General features: G+C 47.4%; 22 protein-coding genes. 19 read left to right on the top strand and 3 right to left on the bottom strand.

Annotated features, from left to right (window positions below; genetic code table 11):
- The first annotated feature begins 448 nt into the window (after positions 1–448).
- The 3 genes from MRBLPE1_RS29915 (at position 449) to MRBLPE1_RS29925 (ending at position 2,245) form a co-directional block, all read left to right on the top strand.
- The gene (locus MRBLPE1_RS29915; protein ID WP_364153176.1) at positions 449–916 is read left to right on the top strand and encodes an AAA family ATPase; all 468 of its coding nucleotides are present in this window, start codon (positions 449–451) and stop codon (positions 914–916) included.
- A gap of 391 nt (positions 917–1,307) precedes the next feature.
- Positions 1,308–1,646: an ArsR/SmtB family transcription factor gene (locus tag MRBLPE1_RS29920; RefSeq protein ID WP_364153641.1), complete on the top strand. Its 339-nt coding sequence runs from the start codon at positions 1,308–1,310 to the stop codon at positions 1,644–1,646.
- An 80-nt stretch (positions 1,647–1,726) separates the two neighbouring features.
- A complete protein-coding gene (locus MRBLPE1_RS29925; protein WP_364153179.1) occupies positions 1,727–2,245 on the top strand; it encodes an SRPBCC domain-containing protein in 519 nt (172 codons plus the stop codon).
- Positions 2,246–2,488: 243 nt separating this feature from the next.
- Here the strand turns inward: MRBLPE1_RS29925 and MRBLPE1_RS29930 are convergent, their stop codons facing one another.
- The 3 genes from MRBLPE1_RS29930 to MRBLPE1_RS29940 form a co-directional block, all read right to left on the bottom strand.
- Positions 2,489–3,697: a sugar efflux transporter gene (locus tag MRBLPE1_RS29930; RefSeq protein WP_364153182.1), complete on the bottom strand. Its 1,209-nt coding sequence runs from the start codon at positions 3,695–3,697 to the stop codon at positions 2,489–2,491.
- Between the two features lie 64 nt (positions 3,698–3,761).
- On the bottom strand, positions 3,762–4,613 hold the full coding sequence (locus tag MRBLPE1_RS29935) for an aldo/keto reductase (protein ID WP_364153184.1): 852 nt from the start codon (positions 4,611–4,613) through the stop codon (positions 3,762–3,764).
- 238 nt (positions 4,614–4,851) lie between these two features.
- Complete coding sequence (locus MRBLPE1_RS29940) at positions 4,852–5,787, bottom strand: AraC family transcriptional regulator (protein WP_364153186.1); 936 nt, start codon at positions 5,785–5,787, stop codon at positions 4,852–4,854.
- Positions 5,788–6,072: 285 nt separating this feature from the next.
- On the opposite strand from MRBLPE1_RS29940, the gene MRBLPE1_RS29945 reads away from it, so the two are divergent.
- The 16 genes from MRBLPE1_RS29945 to MRBLPE1_RS30020 all read left to right on the top strand — a co-directional run bounded on the left by MRBLPE1_RS29945 (position 6,073) and on the right by MRBLPE1_RS30020 (position 25,125).
- Positions 6,073–6,750, top strand: coding sequence for a DUF4405 domain-containing protein (locus MRBLPE1_RS29945; protein WP_364153188.1), 678 nt, complete (start codon positions 6,073–6,075; stop codon positions 6,748–6,750).
- A gap of 32 nt (positions 6,751–6,782) precedes the next feature.
- A complete protein-coding gene (locus tag MRBLPE1_RS29950) occupies positions 6,783–7,484 on the top strand; it encodes a cytochrome P460 family protein (protein ID WP_364153192.1) in 702 nt (233 codons plus the stop codon).
- A 272-nt stretch (positions 7,485–7,756) separates the two neighbouring features.
- On the top strand, positions 7,757–9,112 hold the full coding sequence (locus tag MRBLPE1_RS29955) for a dipeptidase (RefSeq protein WP_364153195.1): 1,356 nt from the start codon (positions 7,757–7,759) through the stop codon (positions 9,110–9,112).
- 303 nt (positions 9,113–9,415) lie between these two features.
- Complete coding sequence (locus tag MRBLPE1_RS29960; protein WP_307605905.1) at positions 9,416–10,000, top strand: GNAT family N-acetyltransferase; 585 nt, start codon at positions 9,416–9,418, stop codon at positions 9,998–10,000.
- A gap of 162 nt (positions 10,001–10,162) precedes the next feature.
- The gene (locus MRBLPE1_RS29965; protein WP_364153199.1) at positions 10,163–11,332 is read left to right on the top strand and encodes an MFS transporter; all 1,170 of its coding nucleotides are present in this window, start codon (positions 10,163–10,165) and stop codon (positions 11,330–11,332) included.
- 583 nt (positions 11,333–11,915) lie between these two features.
- Entirely contained in the window at positions 11,916–12,752 is an 837-nt protein-coding gene (locus MRBLPE1_RS29970; protein ID WP_364153201.1) for an IS110 family transposase, read from the top strand.
- A 620-nt stretch (positions 12,753–13,372) separates the two neighbouring features.
- Positions 13,373–15,076: a sensor histidine kinase gene (locus tag MRBLPE1_RS29975; RefSeq protein ID WP_364153204.1), complete on the top strand. Its 1,704-nt coding sequence runs from the start codon at positions 13,373–13,375 to the stop codon at positions 15,074–15,076.
- A complete protein-coding gene (locus MRBLPE1_RS29980) occupies positions 15,073–16,746 on the top strand; it encodes a response regulator (protein ID WP_364153207.1) in 1,674 nt (557 codons plus the stop codon). The genes MRBLPE1_RS29975 and MRBLPE1_RS29980 overlap by 4 nt, the downstream gene beginning before the upstream one ends.
- A 263-nt stretch (positions 16,747–17,009) precedes the next feature.
- The gene (locus MRBLPE1_RS29985; protein WP_364153210.1) at positions 17,010–18,347 is read left to right on the top strand and encodes an ABC transporter substrate-binding protein; all 1,338 of its coding nucleotides are present in this window, start codon (positions 17,010–17,012) and stop codon (positions 18,345–18,347) included.
- A 163-nt stretch (positions 18,348–18,510) separates the two neighbouring features.
- Positions 18,511–19,383 carry a carbohydrate ABC transporter permease gene (locus MRBLPE1_RS29990; protein WP_364153213.1) on the top strand — a complete coding sequence of 291 codons (873 nt, stop codon included), beginning with the start codon at positions 18,511–18,513 and terminating at the stop codon, positions 19,381–19,383.
- 10 nt (positions 19,384–19,393) lie between these two features.
- On the top strand, positions 19,394–20,224 hold the full coding sequence (locus tag MRBLPE1_RS29995) for a carbohydrate ABC transporter permease (RefSeq protein WP_364153215.1): 831 nt from the start codon (positions 19,394–19,396) through the stop codon (positions 20,222–20,224).
- Positions 20,224–21,192, top strand: coding sequence for a phosphoglycerate dehydrogenase (locus MRBLPE1_RS30000; RefSeq protein ID WP_364153217.1), 969 nt, complete (start codon positions 20,224–20,226; stop codon positions 21,190–21,192). The genes MRBLPE1_RS29995 and MRBLPE1_RS30000 overlap by 1 nt, the downstream gene beginning before the upstream one ends.
- Before the next feature lie 58 nt (positions 21,193–21,250).
- A complete protein-coding gene (locus MRBLPE1_RS30005) occupies positions 21,251–21,391 on the top strand; it encodes a PfkB family carbohydrate kinase (protein WP_364153220.1) in 141 nt (46 codons plus the stop codon).
- Complete coding sequence (locus MRBLPE1_RS30010) at positions 21,388–22,425, top strand: dihydrodipicolinate synthase family protein (protein ID WP_364153223.1); 1,038 nt, start codon at positions 21,388–21,390, stop codon at positions 22,423–22,425. The genes MRBLPE1_RS30005 and MRBLPE1_RS30010 overlap by 4 nt, the downstream gene beginning before the upstream one ends.
- A 647-nt stretch (positions 22,426–23,072) precedes the next feature.
- A complete protein-coding gene (locus tag MRBLPE1_RS30015; protein WP_364153225.1) occupies positions 23,073–23,441 on the top strand; it encodes a DoxX family protein in 369 nt (122 codons plus the stop codon).
- A 340-nt stretch (positions 23,442–23,781) separates the two neighbouring features.
- Positions 23,782–25,125 (top strand): MATE family efflux transporter, encoded by a 1,344-nt coding sequence (locus tag MRBLPE1_RS30020; protein ID WP_364153228.1) that lies wholly within the window; start codon positions 23,782–23,784, stop codon positions 25,123–25,125.
- The last annotated feature ends 70 nt before the right edge of the window (positions 25,126–25,195 follow it).

The raw sequence follows: 25,195 nt of genomic DNA on the forward strand, positions 1-25,195 counted from the left end.
GAAAGCACGGAGGACCGAGTTCGTTTCCCAAAAGGGCTCTGACCCATCCGCTAAACGCTATCGGTCTCCACACCTTGGACAGGTATAACGAAGGAATGTAAGGGCATTGACCCGTTGAGTTGTGGGAGGGTGAACCTCCAGGGATCATGTGGAGTATGCGTGCAGTAGAGATCGACTGGGGAATATTTCCTGAGTGTTCCTCTATTTCCGCATGCCCAGCCCACCACCTCAACCGGCATCGACTGCGTTGCTATCAGAGATGGAATTGATCCAAGGTGACGAAATCCTGCGAATGAGTGAGTATATGTGAGATAAATCCTTAAAACCGAGGGACGGATAACGATAGCGCAATAACAACAGGCAGGACAGCACAATGATTTCGAGAATACTTAAAAGAATAATAATTGCGAGCATTCTTATATTGTTTGCAGGTGAATTAGGAGGGGAAATGCTGAGAATACTGGTCACTGGAATGTCCGGAACTGGAAAGTCGACAGCCTTGGAGAAACTTGGTGAACGAGGTCACCGCGTTGTGGATACCGACAGCGATGTATGGAGCCGTTGGGTTCATTTTCCAGACGGCTCCACCGACTGGGTCTGGCGTGAAGAGGCAATTATTGAACTTCTGACCAATCACCAGGAAGGTAAACTCTTCGTTGCTGGTTGCAAGTCAAATCAGGGAAAGTTCTACCCATTCTTCGATCATTTGGTTTTGCTTAGCGCGCCTGCCGATGTAATACTCGCACGGATAGCTGGCCGGGTGAACAACAACTACGGGAAAAACCCCGAAGAGCGAGAGCGTATCTTATGTCATCTCACTGAAGTCGAACCCCTATTAAGGGCCACAGCAACTACTGAGGTTGACGCTTCTAGACCATTAGACGAGGTCGTTCTGCAACTCGAATTACTGGATTAAGAAACCAGACACCAGCGTGTTGAACTAACGGGTAACATTAGTTCAATAAAACAGCGGCAGTCTAGGATTTTATTTTCTCGTCCAAGACTACCGCTGTTTTTATTGTTGGAGCCAGTCTAATACTTTTTTTGCGAAAATTAATTAATGTGACAAGGCCAGACCCGAGCAGTGCCGATCTCCATCAAGGTATATGGGGCTCTGAGCATTATCGTGTATCATGAATTAGATCAGCGTTACAATCTTAAAACAGGGTGATGAAAAAACGTAATTCGTTTTAAATATTCCTTTACAGGAATATTCCTGATGTGGTATATTGATTTCAGAGGAAAATACAAACTCCCAACACTAACGAAGGACGCGTACGACTACAGCAAGAGAACGGATGATGACTATGAATACTAACGTCATGAGTGCCTTGGCAGAGCCTAACCGCATGCAGATTGTTGATCTTTTGCGCGAACGTCCGCTCACTGTAGGGGAAATCGCCGAACGGCTCCAACTGCGCCAGCCTCAAGCATCCAAGCATTTACGTGTTCTAAGTGAGGCGGGCATCGTGGAGGCCCAAGTTGACGCGAATCGCCGGATCTACAGGCTGCGTCCAGATCCTTTCCGGGAGCTGGACGATTGGTTGGAGAGCTACCGCGTAATCTGGGAGGATCGGTTCGACCGCCTGGATGACTATTTGCAGAAGTTGCAGGGAAAGGAAATACGGAAAGAGCAGCAAGACTGAGCTTAGGATAATGAATGAGTGGCGTGAACGCTGTGGTGAACTATTTTGACCAAATAATGAAATCGAGGAGGAAGTTAAAAATGACAAATCAAATGGTATCCAAAGTAGAGGAAAAGGTGCTTATTCTGGAGCGTGAATTCAATGCCCCTCGCGAGCTGGTGTTCCAGGCATTCTCGCAAGCCGAGCATCTGAAGCATTGGTGGGGGCCGAGAGGCTGGACGCTTCCGGTTTGCAACATCGATTTCCGAGTCGGCGGCGTGTGGCATTATTGCATGAAATGCGAGGACAAGAATCAGGGCGATTTCTACGGCATGGAATCTTGGGGCAAGGGTGTATATAGCGAGATCCAGGCGCCGGAGAAGATTGTGTATACGGACTATTTCTCCGATGCGGAGGGTAATATTGCGGAAACGATGCCAGCCACAATCAGCACACTGACCTTCATCGAGGTCGAAGGCGGAACCAAAGTCATCAACACCGCCGAATATGCAACGGCTGAAGGCTTGAAGCAGGTGCTGGATATGGGCATGCTGGAGGGCATTACGGATACCTGGAACAGACTGGTTGAGCATCTTGAGTCGATCCAGAAGAACGGTTAAAGTGGAGAGTATCTTACGCAAACGTGAAGTTGCATGAATCAAGGAACTGAGAAAAAGATCATTCCTCTTAGAGGATTGACCTTTTTTCTGATCAATTGTATATGAAATGATCAGACGTACACGATAATACGAAATTCAATCTTGAAACTTCCATTGGAGTGCGGCAACTGGCTGCAAAGCGGGGCGGAAGTTGCCTCTCAGACCTTGGACCATGCAAAGTAAAACGACGCATGCTGCAAGGTCTCATATTGGTAACAGTACTTCCTTTCCCGCATGCGATCTTGTTCTCCATAACAAGACTAATGAAAGAATCACAATCACCAGACACATCCAATAAACCGATCGATATCCTGTAAACTGGGCAATGATACCACTGCCGAGCATTCCTGCCAGCCTACCGATAGTAGATGCGTTGGTATAGAGCGTTGTGGCTACTCCCGGTGAATCCGGCAGCATATTCGTGAAATAGCTGAGTCCATTGCCCATGACGATCGCCACAAACGTTGCCTGCAGAAGCTGTGCTATAATCAGCTGCATCGGATCATTCGATACACTCAAGATAACGAAATAGAAGACCGCGATAATACTGCCTATCATCAAGAGAGTATGATTTGATATCCTTCTGCCAAACGCACCCAGCACCAGCATAATGGGGATTTCAAGGCCGGCGCAAATACCTACCACTAACCCGACATCCGTATGCGTGCCTTGAAGCTCGTTCACAATAAAGAGCGGCGTGTTGACTAAGTTCATCGCGTTAACCATGAACAGAAGGATAAAGGCGATAAACGGCTGCCTGATCTGCATGCTGCTGAGCGACGAGGTACCCGCTGCGTTGCTCTTCCCAGGATTTCTCGGATTTGCTTTCCGACTTGCGAGAAACAGGAATACTAGCGATGCGGTTGTTAGATAAATGGCGGATGTCACCAGAAAGAGACCTCTATACCCGGCGGCCGCCAAAAGGAGAGTCCCTGCCAATGGTCCGATTAAGAATCCTAGAGAGATCAGGGAACGCAATGCAGACATCGCAAACGTTTTGTCGTCGGATTGGCTTGCATTGGCAGATTCTTGCGCGTAAGCATAAATTTGCGGTATGGCGGCGGCTCCTAGTCCACTCAAAATACTTACCACAATCATCAGAATAAAGAAACTATCGAAAGCCAAATACGAAGCATACCCCAAAGCGGATGAAAGCAGCGCTGCAATCAACAGCCATTTCCGGTCCAGACCGCTATCCGAGCGTTTGGCAATGAGAGAGTTCACTGCCACACCGCTTAACAAACTTACCGCCATGAACACGCCGAACGCTCCCGTGCTCATCCCTAATTCTTCCGTGAAATAAAGGGAGAGATAAGGCATTGTAATCGATATTCCGATCCCGATCATCAGCATGCAGAGGACGAATGTACGGTACCCTTTGATCTCGAATATCTTTTTTATTCTCGCGAGCAACCGCTATTCCTCCTTCTATCCGATTCATTACTTTGCCTTATTTGATCGACACTGCCCAAGATATTTAAATATCGAGTTTACGGGTACCGATCCATTTCACCATGTCAGGATCGCGATGGGAAAAGAACAGGCTCTGTTTTGTATCTAGCTCAGTAATCGATTCCATATCCTCTTGGCTTAACTCAAAGTCAAAGATGTTAAAGTTTTCGATCATTCTTTCTTTACGAGCAGACTTCGGAATCACAACAACTTCTCTTTGTGACAACCAACGTAAAACCACCTGAGCAACGGATTTATTATACTTTTCAGCAATGGATACCAATACCTCATTCTGGAACAAGTTATTTTTCCCTTCAGCAAAAGGCGCCCAGGATTCGATCTGAACATTATTCTCTTTCATGAATTTTGCATTTTCGATTTGCTGATTGAATGGGTGCGTTTCAACCTGGTTTACGGCAGGAATTACTTCATTATGAATAATTAAATCGATCAGTCGATCCTCGTGGAAGTTACTAACGCCAATTGCTCGGACCTTTCCTTCACGATACAATTCCTCCATAGCACGCCAAGAACCAAACACATCTCCATATGGCTGATGAATTAAATACAAATCCAAATAATCCAATTGCAATCGTTCCAGTGAATTTTCAAATGCCTTTTTTGTGCGCTCATATCCAGTATCCTGAACCCAAAGTTTCGTAGTTATAAACAACTCCTCTCTTGCCACGCCACTACGTTTAATCGCTCTGCCAACCGCTTCTTCGTTTAGATAAGAAGCAGCGGTATCAATCAGGCGATAGCCTACAGAAATTGCATCATAAACACTTTGTTCGCATTGATCTGCATCAGCAATTTGGAACACTCCGAAACCAAGGATTGGCATTTTTACCCCGTTGTTTAAAGTCACGTTTTGCATCTATATTCCTCCCAATAGTAATTGATCTGTCTTACTCTGCCACATAAGAACTTCTTGGCTATGACTTCATTATGCAATTTTTTAATAAAGAACCGATATCAAAATTGTCTCAAATTATTGCCTAATCCTCCTATGACCCTTATATTCGGAATTGTCTGTCGTATGAAGAAAAGAATCTAAAGTTAGGACAGGTGACATAGGAAAGGCAGCCGACCTAAGTCCGCTGCCTCTCTTAACATTATAAACGAATTGGCTCAGTTGACTGCGTTTTGTCCTCAAATTTGTCCCTTAATTGTTTGATGTCTGTTTTTGGAGGAGAACCAAACATACGGGCATATTCACGGCTAAATTGTGAAGCACTCTCATAACCGACGCGGAATGCTGCATCAGCGGCATCCGCGGATTCTGATAATAATAATCGTCGGGCTTCTTGCAATCGAATTTGTTTTTGAAATTGAATCGGACTCATTGCAGTAACATCCTTGAACACGCGATGGAATGTTGATATCCCCATTTTAGCCGCATCTGCAAGTTCTTCAATTCGTAGAGGCTTATCAAAATTATTAATAATTTCTTCAATGCTTTCCTGAATACGATACGAGCTGCTTCCTTCCAAAGCGATTTGGGCAAGAGTGGAACCATACTGACTTTGGAGAAGTCTATACAGCACCTCTTTTAGATAGATCGGAGCCAAATAGGGTATCTCCTTGGGGTTGTCTAATAATCGAGCTAAACGGAGAGTTGCATCTAACAATGAGAGCTCGATCTCTCCTACGAACAGGGCTCTTCTTGCATCCTCGGACGCTGTCATTTGAAATCCTGATTCATTTAATACTTCTAAAATCTGATTCTGTGTGAATTCAAGTTTTAAACTTAGATAAGGTACAGCATTAGATGCTTTTATAATTTGTCCAATTACAGGCAGATTCATCGATGAAACAAGAAAATCCGCCGGATCATACTCAAAGCGCTCTTTGGCTAGCCAAACTTCTTTCAATCCTTGTGCTATAAAGCAATATGAAGGATTGTAAACTCTGTAACCCTTCTCCGACGAATAGGAGTATCGAATAAAAAACAATGATGGAATTGCCGTTTGGATAACTCCGTCATTAATGGTGTGACGCTCAATTAGGCTTGTGAGCTCGCTGCGTTTATTCTCAGTATCTTCAGTCATAGGTTCCCCTCAAACGATAATTTATTTTTTTCAAAGTATACCGCATTTATTCTTTATTCGTAAGTAACTGCGAGAGGATTAGGCAAACATTCGAGACGATTGAGATAACGATTCAACCATGACATCGGACATAATGAAAAGAGCACTTTCTCTTGTGCGTATTCCTTAGACATCATAACGTTTTGGATGTGAAATCAGTTCTACTGAAAAATCGAGGAACCAAATACAGCAGGGGAAAAGCAAATGGTTGAAAATGAATGATGAATTAGGAAAGAGGGAGCCCGATTGAATCCTAAAATGATCATCAGACTGTTCATTGACGTGACAATGACTGTTCTTATGTTAGTGGCTATGGCTTACCAAATGACTGGGATTCTAATCCACGAAGTTGTTGGTGTCATCCTTTTGGTTTTATTTATTGCCCATAACATTTTAAACCGTAGGTGGTATAAGACTCTTTTAAAGGGGAAGTTCGATCTTCGACGCATACTCAGCATCATGGTAAATTTGTTATTTCTAGTTTCAATGGCTGCAGTGTTAATCAGTTCAATACCAATTTCCCGTGAAGTTCTTACTTTCATTCCGATCAAAAATGACACGATCTTCATGCAAATCCATGTCATGACTTCTTATTGGGGTTTTATTATCATGGCTGTTCATATTGGAATGTCGTGGGGGACGATAATTAATGCCATGCGAAGAATGACCGGAATAACGGGTTCAAGCACAGTCCGAACTTTCTTATTGCGCATATTGGCAGTATTTATTGTTGTTTTTGGAGTTCAGACTTCGTTCGAAAGAAATCTAGGTACAAAACTCGTTGTATATGATCCATTCGGATCCTTTGGTTTCGATGATTCCGCCATTATCTTTATTATGGATTACCTTTCAATTAAGGGAATCTATATCTGTGGAACACATTATGCTGTGAAGTTTATACAAAAGCAAAAACAACGTATATAGTGACGGATAAATTATTAAAGGAGGAATTACGAATGAAAAAAGTATTTGTATTATTGACTTTCTTAACTACAGTTATCTTGTCTGGGTGCGGAGAAGGAATTAACAATCAAGTTGATAACATGACTGGCGAACAATCTGAGCAACCAGAACAACCAACACAACCAGAACAACCAACACAACCAGAACAACCAACACAACCAGAACAACCAACACAACCAGAAGAACCAGAACAAACTGTTGAAAATGGTACTGCAATTGTTGATTTACCAGATAATTATACCGATCAAATCATTTATACGACTGTTGATCGTGGGAATGCACATGAAAAGCTATACGCAAGTCCGGAAACCATTAAAGCAGTTCAAAACGGAGAGCCAATTCCACAAGGAACGGTATTAACTCTTGAAATCTACAGAGATGAAATTTTATCGGATATTTTTGTCATGGAAAAACGCTTAGACTGGGGCGATCAACCAACCGAAGAGCAAAATGGAGATTGGCGCTTCCAGGCTTACAATGCAGACCAATCATTAAATACCAAAAGGGATGTAGCAAGCTGCATATCATGCCATGCTTCTCAGGAGAGGGATGATTTCACTTATACACTCGATGAATTGAAAACATTCCGACTTGAGGATTTTACAGCTGCTACCGATTTAATGAATGATACGGCCTTAGAGGAGTGGAAGATCAAAGCATTAGCTGATCATCTGGCTAAAATACCTAACGCATAAGATCAAATGTAATAATTGATCTATCATCGATTTAGTTACAATTCGAAATGGGAAGGGAGTACTGGAGCCAAGAACGGTCGAAGTTATTAAAGCGCTCGGAATCCAAGACGGAGATTGAGGGAATGATTAAGGATGATCCTTTCCATAAAGAAAAACCCGCTGAATATACCGTTATTCCGTTCACGCCATCCATTTACGCCGAGTCTCTGGCATTTTTGCCTGGCGGAGGTATATGATATGGATATAAATTGAAAGGGAGGATGAAATCACCGATGAGTTATGAAACCTATTTTCAAAACTTAAGGGAACAGCAGTTGGACGAGCTGAAGCAATGGTTGTCCATTCCGAGCGTATCTGCCCTGTCCGCGCATAAAGCGGATATGAACAAAGCGGCCGAATGGCTCGCGGATGCGCTCACTCGCGCGGGCCTCGAGAACGTGGAAGTGCATCAAACCGACGGCCATCCGATCGTGTATGCCGATCATCTTCATGCTCCTGGCAAACCTACCGTGCTTGTTTACGGCCATTACGACGTGCAACCAGTCGATCCGCTTCATTTGTGGACGACGCCTCCCTTCGAGCCGGACATCCGGGACGGCAAGCTGTACGCGCGGGGCGCGACGGACGATAAAGGCCAGGTGTTTCTGCATATCAAAGCGATAGAAGCCATATTGAAGCAGGAAGAGCGGCTTCCGGTCAATATCAAGCTGTGCATCGAGGGCGAAGAAGAAGTTTCCAGCCGGAGCCTCCCTCCTTTCTTGACGACGAATCGGGACAAGCTGGCCACTGACGTCGTCCTGATTTCGGACACGTCGCTGCTCGAGCCGGGCAAGCCCGCCATCAGTACGGGACTTCGGGGATTGTGTTCTCTTGAGGTCACCGTGAACACCGCGAATACCGATTTGCACTCCGGAACATACGGCGGGGGCGTTCCCAACGCGCTTCATGCCCTTGTCTCATTGCTTGCGACTTTGCACGATGATCGGGGCCGCGTAAGCGTCGACGGATTCTATGAAGGCGTGCCGGAGCTTTCGCTGCTTATGAGAGAAGAGTTCGCCAAGCAGATGCTGGATGAAGATCAACTGAAGGCAAGTCTAGGTCTTGACGCGTTGTACGGCGAAGAAGGTTTCTCCTTTGTGGAACGCGTCGGAGCGAGGCCGACGCTTGAACTGAACGGCGTTTACGGCGGATTTCAGGGCGAAGGCACCAAGACGGTCATTCCGAAGGAGGCGCATGCCAAGATCACCTGCCGCCTAGTTGGAGACCAGGATCCGCAGGACATTCTGGACAAGATCAAACGGCATTTGCAGAAGCATGTTCAGCCCGGCGCGAAGCTGCAAGTAAAAGACGGCGAGAAGGCCCGCGCTTTCAACATCGATCCTTCCGACCGGATGCTGCAGTTGGCTGCGGATGCTTACGAAGACGTCTACGGCACTCGAGCGCTGTTCACGAAAGACGGAGGATCGATTCCGATCGTCGCAACCTTCTCCCGTGAACTGGCGGCTCCTGTCGTTATGATGGGCTTTGGTCTTCCGGACGAGAATCTGCATGCGCCGAACGAACATTTTAATCTGTACAATTTCGACAAAGGGCTTCTGACGATTGTATCGTTCCTGAAGCGGTTATAGGTATGAAAAATCGCGAAGCGGCTGGCTTCGCGATTTTTTTTGAGCATTAGGCTGTTCAACGAAAATAAAGTATTTTCTTAGTGCTTAGGTTAAGATAAGTCCCCTGTTTAAGCACTACTTGCTACCCGCGTACGTTCTTTAATAGGTGATTGGAAATGAAATATAATGAGGAGGACGTAGCCCAAGCGAAGGCGCGGGAGCGTTCTTTTTATTGAACTAACGGGCATTTTAACTGAATAAGAAGGAGAAGGCATAAAAGAGACGAAATGACTATTCAATATTCATAAAAAGGAGAGAATTATCGTGGAGATAACGCCAGTAGAACTGATAGGAGAAAGGGTTAAGATACTTCCTATGGAAGTTGATCACGTACAGGAATTATTTGATGCGGGAAACTATCCAGATATATGGGCGTATATGCCAATGAAAATAAATTCAATTGAAGATATGAAATGTCTTGTGGATGGAGCGCTTCAAGCAAAAGTACAAGGAACTGAATTTCCTTTCGTTATCTATGATAATGATTCAGGAAAAGTTGTGGGAAGCACTCGTTTTCTTGATATATCCATACCTAATCGGAGTTTGGAAATTGGTTGGACATGGCTGTCTCCGACAGTTTGGCGAACAAGTATAAATACTGAGTGTAAGTATCTTCTTTTGAAGCATTGCTTTGAAACACTAGGGACAATTCGTGTACAAATAAAAACAGATGGTCGTAATCTTAGGTCTCAACAGGCAATTGAAAGATTAGGTGCTGTTAAGGAAGGAGTGCTTCGTCGGCATCGCATCATGTATGATGGATATGTGCGAGACTCTGTGTATTACAGTGTAATCGATGAAGAATGGCTTTTCGTGAAGGACAGATTAGAGAGTATGCTACGACAATAGCGTAAGTTCTTGATTATTAAACGAAGGGATTCGATTGTTCGATAAGATGGGCTGCGTTCGGCAGCCCTTTTTTTTTGAAGTGATATGTTTCATCATTAATGATTCCAACCTAACTCTTTTTATGCCCCTTTGTGAATATACATTTCAATGGGGGGGGATTTAATGGAGTTACAAGGGAAGATAAGTTTAAGTGTTGGTTGGATAACTTTGTTTCTTATGGGTACTGACTTATTTGTGGTGTCTCCGTTATTACCGTTCATTTCGGAAGCATATCAGGTTAGTACATCGACCACTGGATGGATGGTAACAGTTTTTGCAGTTACATATGCTTTTTCAGCTCCTTTTTTTGGTTGGTTTTCAGATAAAAAGGGACGGAGATTATTTATTACGTTTGGTTTATTGCTGTTTGCTATTTCTAATACACTAACCGCTTTTACTCCTTCTTTTTTATGGTTAATTATAAGCCGTATTTTAGCTGGTTTGTCCGTCGCTTCAATTACCCCTTTGATTTATGCAATCATTAGTGATATTGCACCACCAAATCGGAGGGGAACATGGCTTTCAATTGTTGTTTCAGGACACTTAACGGCTCTTTGGGCAGGAGCGCCGTTCGGTACGTTATTGGAGCATTTTCTAGGTTGGCGTTCAGTATTTGTTGTAATGGCTGCCATAGGAGCAATATTGGCAGTAGTGAATTTCAAAATATGGGTTTCTATTCCAAGAAGTGATTCAACTATAAATCTACTACAAGGAAATCTTCTTCGAATATTAGGTTCTGTAAGTGTTACTACCATTTGGGCAATTTCGATGTACACTCTTTATGTTTATTTGGGAGCAGCTCTTTACTCCGAAAATAGATTCTCGTCATCAGAAATCGCATTAGCTGTTACTTTTTATGGTATCGGAGCGGTTTTAGGAAGCCTTACAAGTGGACAATTAACAGATAAGTTTGGAGAAAGAAAAATTTCAAAGGCTACACTAATTTTCTTGACTCTTATACTCATTTGTTTAGGGATATTCTTCTCATCTGGCGATTGGGTTTATTTCTTTCTGTTTATATGGGCTTTGGTTGGTTATGCAGGATTCACATCATATCAAGCAAGATTAGCAATGGAATATTCAAAAGAACGAGGAATTGCAATGGCATGGAATAATACAGCTTTATATATAGGTATCACGATTGGTTCAATGATTGGAGGTTATGTCATATCTAATTGGGGATATTCACTGCTCCCTTATGTTTGTAGCGGCGCAGCAATCGTTAGTTTTATACTCAGTACCCAAAAGGTACAAGAAGCCAAAAAAGAATATGTTTTTTCAGAAGATAGATGACCTCAGAACGAGGTCTTGTTATTTAGCTAACGGAAAACGTTAGTTCAATAAATAGGCTTTTACCACTTTTGAGCAACATGCTAAAATACCTTAGTACCAGTTAACCTCTGGGTCTAATGTGGAGCTTAGAAAGACTTCTTTAAAGTATTTGTGGTAACTGGTACCGTATTAGAAGGAATTAGCCCTTAATAGGCGTATATATAATTGTGCAGTGACCTCTCAGGGAACAACCGCCCAGAATAGGTTTGGAGCCGGCAGGACATCCTCCTGGACTTCTTTAACAGAAATGAGGCGCTCCATGTTTTTGGCGCTGCACATTTGATGATTATTCAACCTGTCGATATGACAGGTTTTTTTGCATAGAAAAATAAAGAACTTAACAGAGAAATCAGGAAATTATTCCCTTCTGTCGAAAGAACTTAACAGAAGCCCTTTAAAGTTATTGAGGCGGATTCTCGACCTCTCAGTTTATTATGGGTAATGCACCGAATCTAAAACCTGACATGCTACATTGGGCCCATTGTGGAGCTCTTAAGAAAACTTGGTTAATCTGGTGCAAATGATTCGAATAGGTGATCATAAGTTGAATAATTTTATGCTTACGGATACGAGCATTATTGAAGACCGAGACAACCCAAGAGCTTTTTATCCCTTCTATGTTGGAATAGATATTGGTTCGGATTTCCATGTTGCTGCTTGCATTCCATTTGATAAGTTCCGCAGTGAGAAGGAATGGAAACGCAGTAAAACAATGAAGTTTAACTCGGATAGCCAAGGAATTACAAAGTTTATCCATGCTTTAGAAGATATTCAAGCACAATTCGGGTATGAACCTCAGGATTTCTTTGTATTACTGGAACCAACTGGTGGGCATTATTCATATTTAATTGTTCGAGTTCTATTAGATCGAGGCTATTCTATATATCAGGTTGAAAATAAAGCTGTAAAGGATTTTCGTGAACGCCAGCTAGGACTTAATGAAAAATCCGATGAAATTGATGCTAGAATCATGGCCTATATGGGATGGCACAAAACCATTCATCCTGATATGCGTTCGGTTCGAATAGTTCGTCCTGCAAGTGCAGAGCAGGTTCTATACCGCACATTAACTAGGGATCGCTGGTTACTTACTACTCAATTAACGAGACGTAAGAATCAAGTCCAGCAATTATTTTCTGTTACCAATCCTGAACTTAAACGAGCTTTTAAAAAAACAGGTGCGTTAAGTGTCCTCAAATTAGCGCTGAAGTATCCTACAGCGCAAGAAATGGCCAAGGTAACTCAGGATGAACTTAGGCAAACGCTAATAACAATTGGTGCAAAAACTACAGCTACGAAAGCCTCTATGACCTTGGCAGAACTGTTACCTAACACATTAGCCAAGCGGCAAGATTGCCCAAGTATTATACTCATGCCTTAAAAACAATGAACCGTATGATCCTTTCAAACACGCGAGCAAAATGGGAGTAATCCTTGATGGTGATAAAGTAAGATTAAAGATCCCAGCTAATTTAGAAGATTACGAACGCCAAGCGGATGAGTTAGCTGATGACGATGTCTTATAAACGACAGTATCTTACACTGCCTTACATTTAACATAAATAGCCCATTGCCATGTGAAATTGGAAATAAGAAGCATCCAAAGTTACGGGGGTGGGCTCATTTAATTTTCCTAAGCGCTACACTACATTAGTCCTATATAGTTGCAGACTAGGAAAATAAAGGATTAGACTGAAGATGGCATTGAACTCCCTTGGTACGATATGTTTTTCTCATGAATGATGTTGGATGAAGCGGGAAAAGCTTCGGTGCATCTGGATTTTTTTTACATATTGGTTAGCGCAATATAACCACCTGCATGCCCTGCCCCCTTGCGGTCAGGGCTATTTTTAATTTATGGTAGGTACGTTGGGAAGCGCTTTATCGTAAGCTAAGCGAGCCAGAACCTCATACACAAAGGCGAGCGCCGGCAAGATGCGTTCGCGGGCTCACAGGATTCAAGCGGTTCTCGGTAACTCAACAAGGCGGGAGAGAAACTGGATGAAGATGACCACCTATCGGAAAGTGATTGCTCTTATCATTGGCCTGCTCGTGCCAATCATGCTGCTCTACAGTTATTCAAATCATGTCAGCATTCAGGTGGTAAGGTCCACGATTGAGGATCAGAACCGTAACCGTTTGGCGTTCTTCATGAATCAGATGGATGCGATGGTCGATCAGCTCACGAAGCATTCGATTACGGTCAGCCGCGATTATAGCGTGAGGGAGTATTTGAACGGGCGGGGCGAGTCGGACCCGCTTACACAGCTCAAGCGGCATCTGCGGATAGTGGACATGCTGAATATGCAGACGTCGACGAGCGCTTGGAGCAATCAAATTATTTTTTACCTGCGGGATTCGAAGGAAGCGATAGCGACCGATTATTCGGCGGTATACAACGACGCGGAGCTGAATGACCAGAAGCTTGGGGAGTGGGAGCATGCGAGCAAGCTGACGTTCGGCAACAAGGAGCTGCTATTCTCGCGCATTCAGGAGGCGGATACGCCGGAGCTGCTTGTGGAGGTGAGGTTCACGGACGTGAACCTGAAGAATATGCTGAACTCGTTGCAGCAAGGCCAGTCCAGGGAGCCGTTCCTTTATTCTCCCGGTCAGGAGCCGATTATTAATTACGGTGCCAACTACCAGCTCATTACGCGGATGGTGCAGGAGTTGGGCGATCAAGCGCTGTCAGACAGCGGCAGTCTGAACGTAGCGATCGCGAATCAGCAATACATTGTCAACTATATCCGCTCGGAGACGATTGGCTGGTATTTGATCGATATCGTGCCACTAGAGAGCGTGTTCGCTCCGATTCATACGAGCCGGAATTTGTTCTACGTTTCTATCGGTCTGCTGCTCGCGCTTGGCCTGCTGGCGACGTTCCTGCTGTACCGCAATGTGCAGCGCCCGATCCAGCTGCTGCTGCGCGGCGTTCAGCGACTGAAGGACGGGCAATTCTCGGTGCGGCTGAAGCAGAGGCCCCATAACGAGTTTGAGTATTTATTCGATCGGTTTAATGAGATGGCGGAGCAGATCGAAGAATTGATCGACAAGGTGTACAAGGAGACGCTGCGCTCGAAGGAAGCAACGCTGAAGCAGCTGCAATCGCAGATTAATCCGCATTTTCTGTACAATTGTCTGTTTTATATCAAAAATATGGCCAACCTCGGCGACAAGGATGCCGTAGTGGCGATGGCGCTTAATCTCGGCGAATATTACCGTTATACGACCCGGTTGGAGAAGACGATGACGACGCTGAGGGAGGAACTGACGCTGATAGAAAATTATCTGAACATCCAGACGCTGCGCATACAACGCTTCCGTTTCGAGATCGACATGCCGGAATCGATGCTGGAACTGGAAATTCCGCGCCTGTTGCTTCAGCCGCTGGCCGAAAATGCGGTTATTCATGGTGTAGAGCGTTCCTTGCAATTTGGCGTTATTAGCATACGGGGCGAGTCGGCCGGCGGAGTGCACCGCGTCATTGTGGACGATACGGGGCCGGGACTATCTGAGCCTGAACGGTTTGAGCTGCAGAGCAGGGTGGCGATTCCGATGGACGAGCAGTCCGGCTGCGGACTGTGGAATATACACCAGCGCCTGGTCCATCTGTATGAGGGGAAATCGGGCCTGCAATTCTCGGAGTCGCCGCTTGGGGGATTCCGGGTTGAATTAATTTGGGTGCAAAAGGAGAGCTGGGGATGAGCGAGCAAGGACGATTTCAACTGTTGTTGGTGGATGACGAGGCAAGCGTTGTCGACAGCTTGGCGGATACTCTCCCCTGGCAGGATATTGGCGTGACGGGAGTGCACAAGGCTTATTCGGGATACGAGGCGCTGGACATTCTGCGAACCCATTCGATCGATATCGTCATTTCGGATATTCAGATGCCGGGGATGTCGGGATTGGAGTTGCTGTCGCAGGTGCGGCGAAGCTGGAAGCGGGTGAAATGCTTGCTGCTGTCCGGCCACGCCGAGTTTGCTTACGCGCAGCAGGCGATTGCCCACGAAGCGTTCGACTACATGCTTAAGCCGATTAGCGACGGAGTGATTATGGCGAAGGTGGAGCAAGCATTAAAGGCGCTGCGAGAGGAGCTTGACGAGACTCGATTCCGGCAGCGGCTGGCACAGGCGTTCCAGGAGAATCTGCCCAAGCTGCAGGGGGAACTGCTGAGCGAGTTGCTTCAGGGCTTCAAGTATGCGCCGGGACGGCTGGCGGAGAAGTTGGAGTCGCTCAAAGTACAAGTGGCGCATGAGCAGCGGTTCGCGGTGATGCTCGTCCGGCTGGAGGGACAGATGACGGAGATGGATTTCTACAGCCTGTCGCTTATGGAGTATGCCGTCGTCAACATGGCCGTGGAGCTGTTCGAGGATACGTTTAAACTGTGGTCCTGCAAAAGCGTACACGGATATTTGGTGTTCCTAATTACCGTAGCCGAAGAACGAAACGAGCGTACTTCACCAGAGGCGTTTACAGGAGCATTGCTTGAAGAGCTTCATTTAAAGGCGACGCAACTGCAGCTTAGCGTGAAACGTTACTTGAAGGGCTCAGCTTCGGTCGTCGTGGATAAATGGGGCGTGTTCCCGCATGACGTGAAGCCGCTGTACGAGGACATGCTGCTGACGCTGCGCAGACGTGTTGGCAATCAAAGCGATCTGTTCGTGGAGGTATCGTCCTCGGATCAGGCGCAGCCGTCGGTCCATGCGCTGCAATCGCTTTACGAGCCGCCGCTGCTCGTGCATTTGCTGGAATCGGGTAATTTCGACCTGGTAGAGGTGAAGCTAACGGCAATCTGGCAGGAGCTGAATCCGAAGTGGGCCGATTCGCCCGAGCATCTGATCGAGGCTTTCTTCGCGATCTATGCCTCCTTCAGCTCCTTCGCACACAAAAACGGTCGTGAGCTGGCGGATATTATCGGGGGCAGCCTCACGGACGTAGCCGGACAACTGCCCGCCCGCTCGGCAGCTGCTCTGCATAACTGGATTACGCAGTCATTCGCCGCGCTGCGCGCATGCATGGAGAACGAGACGCGCAACGAGCGCGAACTCACGGTGCAAAGGATGAAGCAGTTCATTCGCAAGCACCTAGTCGAGGATGTGTCGCTGCAAGCCATCGCAGATCACATGTATATGCATCCGGTCCATGTGTCGCGTATTTTCAAGCTGGAGACGGGGGACAATTTAAGCGACTATGTGCTGCGGCTAAAGATGGAGCAAGCGGCGGTGATGCTCGCGAATCCCGCGCTCAAAAGCTACGAAATCGCTTCGCAGCTTGGCTATCAGAACCCGAATTATTTCAACAAAGTGTTCAAAAAATATTACTCCCTCACCCCGCAGGAGTATCGCCATAAGCAGCTTGACGGAGGCAGCCCTTGACCTAGGCGCTGTCTTTTTTTACGGCGGGAGCTTCGGTCCCATGATGTAGTTACGATAACGGAATTCCTTTTTTACTAGATGCGATTAGCGGAGTTGATGGCTGACAGGTCCTGTTATCGCATTTGCAAGATGTTAATTTAGTATCATCCAGATTAAATTGTTGCTATAGGAACGCTCGGTAAAGCGCTTTACAATAAGGACATAGCAAGCCGGAGCGCTTGATCGGAGGCTGCTACATTACATCATACGGAGGTCACCCGCTTATGAAAACCTGGATCAAGAAGGCAACAGCGGTTACATTGCTTACGGTGCTTGTCGCTGGCTGCAGCGGCGGCAACGGCAGCGCGACAGACGGTCAGACCAATTCTGGCGCCGGATCGAATGCCGGAGAGAAGCCAACGCTGACGTTCTGGATGAAGAAGCAATTATTCGAGGATCAGAATAAGTCAATCGAGGAGCGCGCCAAGCAGTTCGGCGAAGAGAACAATGCGAATGTCAATGTCGAATTGATTGCATACGAGGATTTCTATCCGAAATGGACGGCGGCGATAGAATCGAAGCAGGTTCCCGACGTATCCTTCTTCGGTTATCAGGAAATCGGACAGTTCTACGGCAAGGATGTGCTGGAGGATGTGAGCGATGTCGTCGCCGATATCGAAACCGCCAACAGTCCGATCGGGGACAATACGAAAAAAGCGATTACGTTCGGCGGCAAGCAATATGGCGTGCCATTCTGGACGGAGACACAGGTGCTGTACTATCGCAAGGATCTGCTGGAGGCCGCAGGCTATAACACTCCGCCGAAGACCTGGGAGCAGTTCCGCGAGATGGCGGCGAAGCTGACCGATAAGAGCAAGGGCTTGTACGGCGCAGGGATGGGCTACGGTAAAGGCAATTCGGATGCAGAGTTTCTGACGCGCGGCATCATCTGGTCGTTCGGCGGCTCGGTCGACACCGAGGACGGCAGCAAGGTGATTGCGGATTCGCCGGAAACCGTTGCGGCGGCGAAGTTTATTCGCGATATTTTTCTCACGGACAAGAGCACTCCGCCTAGTGCCATCGGTTGGGATGACAGCGGCAACAACAAGGCTTACCTGAGCGGACAAGCTGCGATGATCTTCAATACAGGCAGCGTGCTTGCCTCCATCAAGAAGGACAACCCGGACCTTTACGAGAAAACGGGCATCGCGCCTTATCCGGAAGGTCCGAAGGGACAGTTTATTCCGGGCATCAGCAACAATTTAGGGATTTTCAAGGACTCCAAAAACAAGGATCTTGCAAAAAAATTCATCGCTTACATGCTCGATGAGAATTGGTACAAAACATGGGTTGAAAAGGGAGCTCCGCTCACGGCGCCGGTATACGGCGACTTGATGAAGGAAGCGGTATGGCAGGACGAGAAAAACAAGGCGTTCGTCGATTCGGTAGCAGGCTTCTACTTCCTCGGCCATCCAGGCGAATATAATCCGAAGGCGGGCGAGGTATTCAATCTGAGGATCGTCAACGATTCCTTCCAGAAGCTGCTGCTGGAGACGAGCTTTACGCCAGAAGTGGCGATGAAGGAGCTAAGCGCCAAAATCCAGGAAGTGTACGCGAAGTAAGCACGAACGGTCTAAGCCGTTCCCGGCAGTTAAGGTTTCCGCATCGACGTACAAGTTGTTCGCAGGCGAGACCTTAGGACCTTATATTTGCAAAAAAATGATCGTGGCGGGGTGCGGATGTCTGGTGTCCGTATCCTCGTCCTACAGTAAGGCGGGATGAGGCTTGAGAACAAAGAACGACACTAAACTTGCATATGCGCTTATGAGCCCCGTACTGATCTATTTGCTGGCCATAATGGTACTGCCGTTCGGCTGGGCGCTCTACTTAAGCTTTACGAACAAGGTCGTCGGGATGCCGGCCGTGTTCACCGGACTTTCGAATTATTTGGACCTAGTCAAGGATTCATTGTTCTGGAAAGCGGCCTTTAACACGCTGATGTTCACGGTCATCGCCGTCTTCTTCAAAACGGTATTCGGCATGATTATGGGTCTTGTCCTGAATGAGAAAATTATTTTCCGAAACGTATTTCGCGTACTGCTGTTTCTGCCATGGACGATTCCGACGATCGTGTCGGTGTTCACCTGGCAGTGGATCTATTCCGATGTCGGCGGCGTGCTCAATTTCATTCTCCAGAAGCTGCATCTGATTGACGCGCCCGTAGGTTGGCTAGCTGCGCCGGATCTGGCAATGTTCTCGGTTATTCTAGTGAATGTGTGGCGCGGCATTCCGTTCATGGGCATCGCGATTCTGGCAGGTCTCCAGACGATTTCGAAGGATATTTATGAAGCAGCAATGCTCGATGGAGCGGGGGCGGTTAAGCGGTTTATTCATATGACGCTGCCTTCGGTGAGGGAAGTTACGATCATGGCTGCGGTTATGACGACGATCTGGACACTGAATGACTTCGAAATTATTTGGCTGCTGACCCGCGGGGGACCCTCAAACGGCACACAGGTGCTGTCCACGCTGAGCTATACGATCGGATTTTTGAATATGAGCCTTGGGAAAGCGATTGCTATCGCCATTATGACGATGCCGCCACTGATTCTTCTGATCAACTATGTGACGAAGCGCTCGCTAACATCCAGAGATTAGGTGATGCCAAATGGAAAATAAAACGATAGGCAAACAATTTGTGGTTTACGGAACCCTGGCGGTGCTGCTAATATTCGCACTGTTCCCGCTGTACTGGATGCTGAATACATCCTTCAAGTCGCAAGGAGAAATCTATAATTTGACGCCAAGTTTCTGGCCGAAGGTTTTCAGCACGGATGCTTACGTCAAACTGATTACGGAGAAGGGCTTCCTGAACAATATCAAGAACAGCATGTTTGTCTCGCTGGCCGTGTCGTTTTTCTCCATTTCGGTTAGCATGTTCGCGGCCTATGCGATTTCCAAGCTGAAGTTTAAAGGACGGGGCATCATCTCAAAAGGTATCTTGTACGCGTACCTGATGCCGCGCGCGGTACTGTTCATTCCGCTGTATATGCTCGTATCGTCCATCGGCCTTAGCAATTCGATCTACGGGCTGATGCTGATTTATCCGACGATTACGGTTCCTTACGCGACGTGGATGCTCATCTCGTATTTCAAGTCGATTCCGGTTGAAATCGAGGAAGCGGCCATGATCGACGGCTGCAGCAGGGCGCGGACGCTGCGGAGCATTATTTTTCCGCTGGCTGCTCCGGGGCTGGCCGCGACGTTTATCTTCTCGTTCACTTTGTGCTGGAGTGAATACTTGTACGCGCTGGTCGTCGTGACCAAAAGCGCGGACAAGACGATTACGTTAGGCCTGTCCGAGATGATCGTAGGCGATGTATTTGCCTGGGGCCCGCTAATGGGCGGCTCTATCGTCGCATCCATTCCTGTAATTATTATGTATCTGTTCACATCCAAATATATGGTTAGCGGTATGACCGTTGGAGGCGTTAAATAATGGCTAATAAATATAAGGTGCTCGTAACGGCAACCAATTATTCCGTCCTGTGCACGGAGGCAAAGCATCTGCTGGAGGCAGCGGGCTGCGAGATCGTGGAAAACCGGGTTGGCAGGCCGCATACGTATGATGAACTTGTGCCCCTTGTTGCCGATATCGACGGCGTCGTTGCCGGCGTAGACACATGGAATGAAGAGGTGTTCAAGTTGGCTCCGAAGCTGAAGGGCATTGCAAGGTTCGGTGTTGGCGTGGACAATATCGATCTGGCGCAAGCTGAGGAGCGGGGCATTCAGGTTACGAATGTGCCGGGCGGAAACGCCAATGCGGTTGCTGAGCTGGCGGTCGGCTTGATCCTGTCGCAGCTGCGCAATATTCCAGCGCTGGAGCAGTCGGCGAAGCGGGGCTATTGGGATCGGCGCGTAGGCGAGGAGCTGGCGGGCAAGACGATTGGCCTGCTGGGCTTCGGTCACATTGCGCAGATGGTCGCGCGCAAACTGCAAGGCTTCGATGTATCGCTGATCGCGTTCGATAAATATCCGAATGAGGTGAAAGCGGCTGAGCTTGGCGTATCGCTGGTGAGCTCAGAGGAAGTGCTGCGCGGCAGCGATATTGTCAGCATGCATCTGCCTAGCTTGAAGGAAACGTATCATATGATGAGCGATGCGCAGTTTGGGATGATGAAGCGTACGGCTTATTTCGTCAATACGGCGAGAGGGGCGCTCGTTGACGAGCGTGCGCTGTATGCGGCGCTGAAGGAAGGTCGGATCGCCGGTGCCGCGATCGATGTCTTCGAATCCGAGCCGGTATCGGCGGACAACCCGCTGTTTACGCTGGACAACCTGCTGGCAACGCCGCATACGGCGGCCGAGACGGCCGAGACGTACCACCGTGTCGGACTGGTTACGGCGCAAGCGCTGCTCGATGTATTCGCCGGAATAGAGCCAGCGAATACGGTGCGGTCGTCCTAATGGCGCGGGAAGTGGGTCAGATGGACGGCAGGGACAGGCCAGGCTTTTATCACGGTCGATGAAGCTGGGGGAAAGTGGTTGCTGCTATACCGATAGCAAGGGGAGCGTATTCTATGAAGCCTGCAAGGTAGAGGCGCAGGACACGACCGCTGCCGGAGACAGCTTTATAGGCGGATTTGCAACAGCCTATGCACAATGAGCAGCCGTCAGCCGGTCGATCGGGCAGGCGATCAAGACGGCGGCGATTACCGTAACGAGGCAAGGGGCGCAGAGCTCATTGCCTACGGCGGAGGAAGTAGCGGTTTTTCCATACGAGGAAAAGAAGAGGGAGTGGCAGGGATGAAACGGTTGTATGGTATTACGACAGCGATGGTGACGCCTTTTGACGAGCAAGAGCAGATTGATCTGCAGCGGGTGGAGCAGTTGACGGAATTTCTGATTGGGAAAGGCGTTCACTGTCTGTTCCCTCTAGGTACGACAGGCGAAATGATTCGTCTTACGGTAGCCGAGCGGAAAGCGATAGCAGAGACGATTGTGAAAACGGCGGCAGGCCGCGTCACGGTGTACATCCATGCGGGAACGACGACGCTGGCGGACACGATTGAGCTTGCGCGGCACGCTCATGCGATTGAAGCGGACGGCATAGGGGTCGTCACACCGATCTTCCTGGGAGCGAACGCTGACGAGCTCGAGCAGTATTACGTGACGGTATCCGCAAGCATTCCGGATGATTTCCCTATGTATTTGTACAACATTCCGCAATGCGCGTCCAACGATCTGCCTACAGCGGTGGCAGAGCGAGTACAGCAGAGATGCGCCAATGTCGTGGGCATCAAATACAGCTATCCGGATTTTCTGCGGACGAATGAGTATTTGGCGATCAATGATGGCCAGTTCTCCGTAATGCAAGGAGCGGACCGTCTGCTTTTGCCAGCGCTTGCAATGGGCTGCGACGGCGTCATCTCCGGCGTGTCCTGCGTCTATCCGGAGCCGTTCGTTGCAGTATATAACGCTTACCAGCGCAACGATCTGGACGAAGCGAGAAGACTGCAGCGGATAGCCATTCGCTACTGCGAGGTGCTGCGCAGCGGCAGCAATATGTCCTACTTCAAGGAAGCTCTGAAACTTCGCGGCATCGATGTCGGCTTTATGCGCGCTCCGCAGCTGGATCTGCCGGAGGCTGAAGTGTTGGAGTTGAAGCGGCAGCTGGCTGAGCTTCCTATGCTGGGGTAAGATATTATTATGTACCTTAATAGATTCAAGTTTATATGTACGTATAGGGGAAGCACTCCGTCTCAGGCTATTCAGCCTGTTTCGGGGTGCTTCTTATTTTATTTGTAAGGAATGCTGGAGATGTAAAGTCATCACACTTTCTGAAGAAATGGGAGTTATCATTCGAAACCATTGTTCGTAGCCAATTGCTGAGTCAGAATAAATGGATATATAGTTAATTTATACTCAGACATTTTCGGAGGTGGAACTATTCCTCTATCCACTCTGTGCTTGGTAGGATGGTTATGTATGGCATTGTAAAACATTGATTTTTCAGCACTCTCGACATGTAGAGTGCTGTCTGTCGGTGGTGAGAAAATATTGATTTAACGCCACATTCACTGAATTTGAATTTGGATACGAGAACGCTCCGATTAGCTCAATTCATTATTGAAGATGCATTCTTTTAATAGTATCGCCATATCCCGGCGTCATATTTTGTAAGGGCTTGGCATGTCGCTTATTAAGAATCCAAACCGCCCAATGGAGAAGGTTGCCACCAAATACATCAAAATAATTGCTTTACAGGACACGTAATGGTGTTATATTATGAATTAGGACACTGAATGGTGTCGGATAATAATAAATGAATAAGGAAGTGGATTCAAATGCATATACTAACCATCGTTCTTCAAAGTTGGCTGCTTTTCTCCATGGCCTTCTTTGGCGGAAGCAAGATTGCAGGAGCCAAGCATCAGGTCGAACTGTTTGATTCGATTAAGCTTCCTCAATGGTTCCGCGTCATTACGGGCTACGTTCAAATTGTTGGATGCATAGGACTCATTATCGGTTACTGGTATCCAAGTGTTGCCGCATGGACCGGAATATTGATAGGCATAATGATGCTATTGGCGTGCCTCTCGCATTTCAGAGTCAAACATCCGATCGGAAAAGTGATACCGGCCTTATTGAATCTCTTGATAGCTATTGCAGTAGTAATCTTATATGCAGACGAACTGCCCCATCTTTTTGGGTAAGTTCATATCTATGGTAGTGAAATACCTAATGGTGGAAGAGCGCAGCGATGAGGTCAGGGCTTTGATCCCCTAGGCTCCACCAAAACAATCATTTAAGCCACTTCATCCGAAGTGGTTTTTTTATTGTCAAGTTAGAACCCAAGATGGGGGCGATTCACGGGGTTCAGTCTTTGCGGACGAAAAGAGAGAGTATCTTTGGTGGTCTTTGGTGGACTAGCAACAAATGGAGGAGCATGGCTGCACTTGAACATGATTATAGCTGTTCAATTAAAAAAGGAAGTGGTTCTTCAATGTCGAATGAAAGGGTATACAATCTGCTGAAAAGAGGCTAACAACACGTATGCTGCAAAATTGGAAAAAAATATTGCTTCTAGCCATTCCGTCACTGGTGTCCTTCGCCACCGCTACCGTGACGGGGACGATCAATCTGATTTTGGTAGGTGATCTCGGTTTCCTGATTATCGCCATCGTCGGCGTATCCAACATTATTATGTATAACGCTTTTGCAATCTTCTCCGGGATCGGACATACGGTGAATTATCTGGTTGCCCAGAATTACGGTTCGAACGATATGCAAAAAGGAATCCAGCGGACGTATCTCGCTTTTTATTTGTGCATTATCTTTGCGGTGTTGACTGCCGTCGCGGGCTTATTTCTCTCCGATGATATCCTGCGGTTGACCGGAGGCTCATCAGATCTCGTCAGGGAAGGCGCTGATTATCTTGAACTCCGTTTCTTTGCGATGTCCTTTGGTATCATTAACTTTGTATTTCACGGATTTCTGAGAGGGATCGGCGCGACTAGGCTGTCTATGGTCATCGCACTGATTAGCAATTTGATGATGATCTTTCTGACGTACACGCTAACATTCGGGAAATGGGGTTTTCCTGAACTCGGTCTGACCGGGGCTGGAGCAGCAGTGCTGGTCGGTGAAGCGGTTCAACTGCTGGTGTGTGTGATCGTCTTTTATTTCGTACTGCATAAGCCGTTCAACACAAGGCAACTTGTGAAGTTTAACTGGCCGGAAATGAAGCTGCTGCTGCAGGAAAGCGGCAAGCTGGGCGCGCAGGAGTTCTCGCTCAGCCTATCGATGTTCATCTTTACCGCTTTTGTAGCCCGGCTGGGTGATACGGCGTTGGCGGCGAACGAGGTTGCGCTCAGCGTCATGGCGTTCGGCTTCATGCCGGCATTCGCCTTCGGTGCAACCGCGACGATTCTGGTCGGCCAATACGTTGGGCAGGGCAAGGCCCACCTAGGCAGGAGGGCCGGAACGGATACGGCGATCCTAGGAACGATTTTCCTGGTCATACTCGGTACGGTAGAGACATTCCTGGCCGAACCGATTGCGCGGTTATATTCCTCCGATCCGGCCGTTTATGAAGTGGCAGCTTTTCTTATTATGATCTCGGCGTATCTGCAAATTTTCGACGGACTGCTGAATTTCTACGCGGGCGGATTGCGTGGGCTCGGGGATACGACATTTTTGCTCAAAATATCGCTGGCCGCCAGCTGGCTGCTGTTCGTGCCACTTGCTTATATCTTCATCAACGTGCTGGAATGGGGAAGTGTGGGCGCATGGCTGGCATTATACACGTTCCTAATGGTCATGGGGCTGTCGATCATGCTCCGGTTTTACCGGACAGATTGGTCGGCGGTCAGGCTGAAAGAAGCGTCACACGGTTAATGATCCCTGTCGGGAAGCAAATGGCAAACCGCCTGTCGGATTGGATTTATCCTAACCTGCCGGAAGACTT

The sequence above is a fragment of the Paenibacillus sp. LPE1-1-1.1 genome (assembly GCF_040676435.1).
Taxonomy (GTDB): domain Bacteria; phylum Bacillota; class Bacilli; order Paenibacillales; family Paenibacillaceae; genus Pristimantibacillus.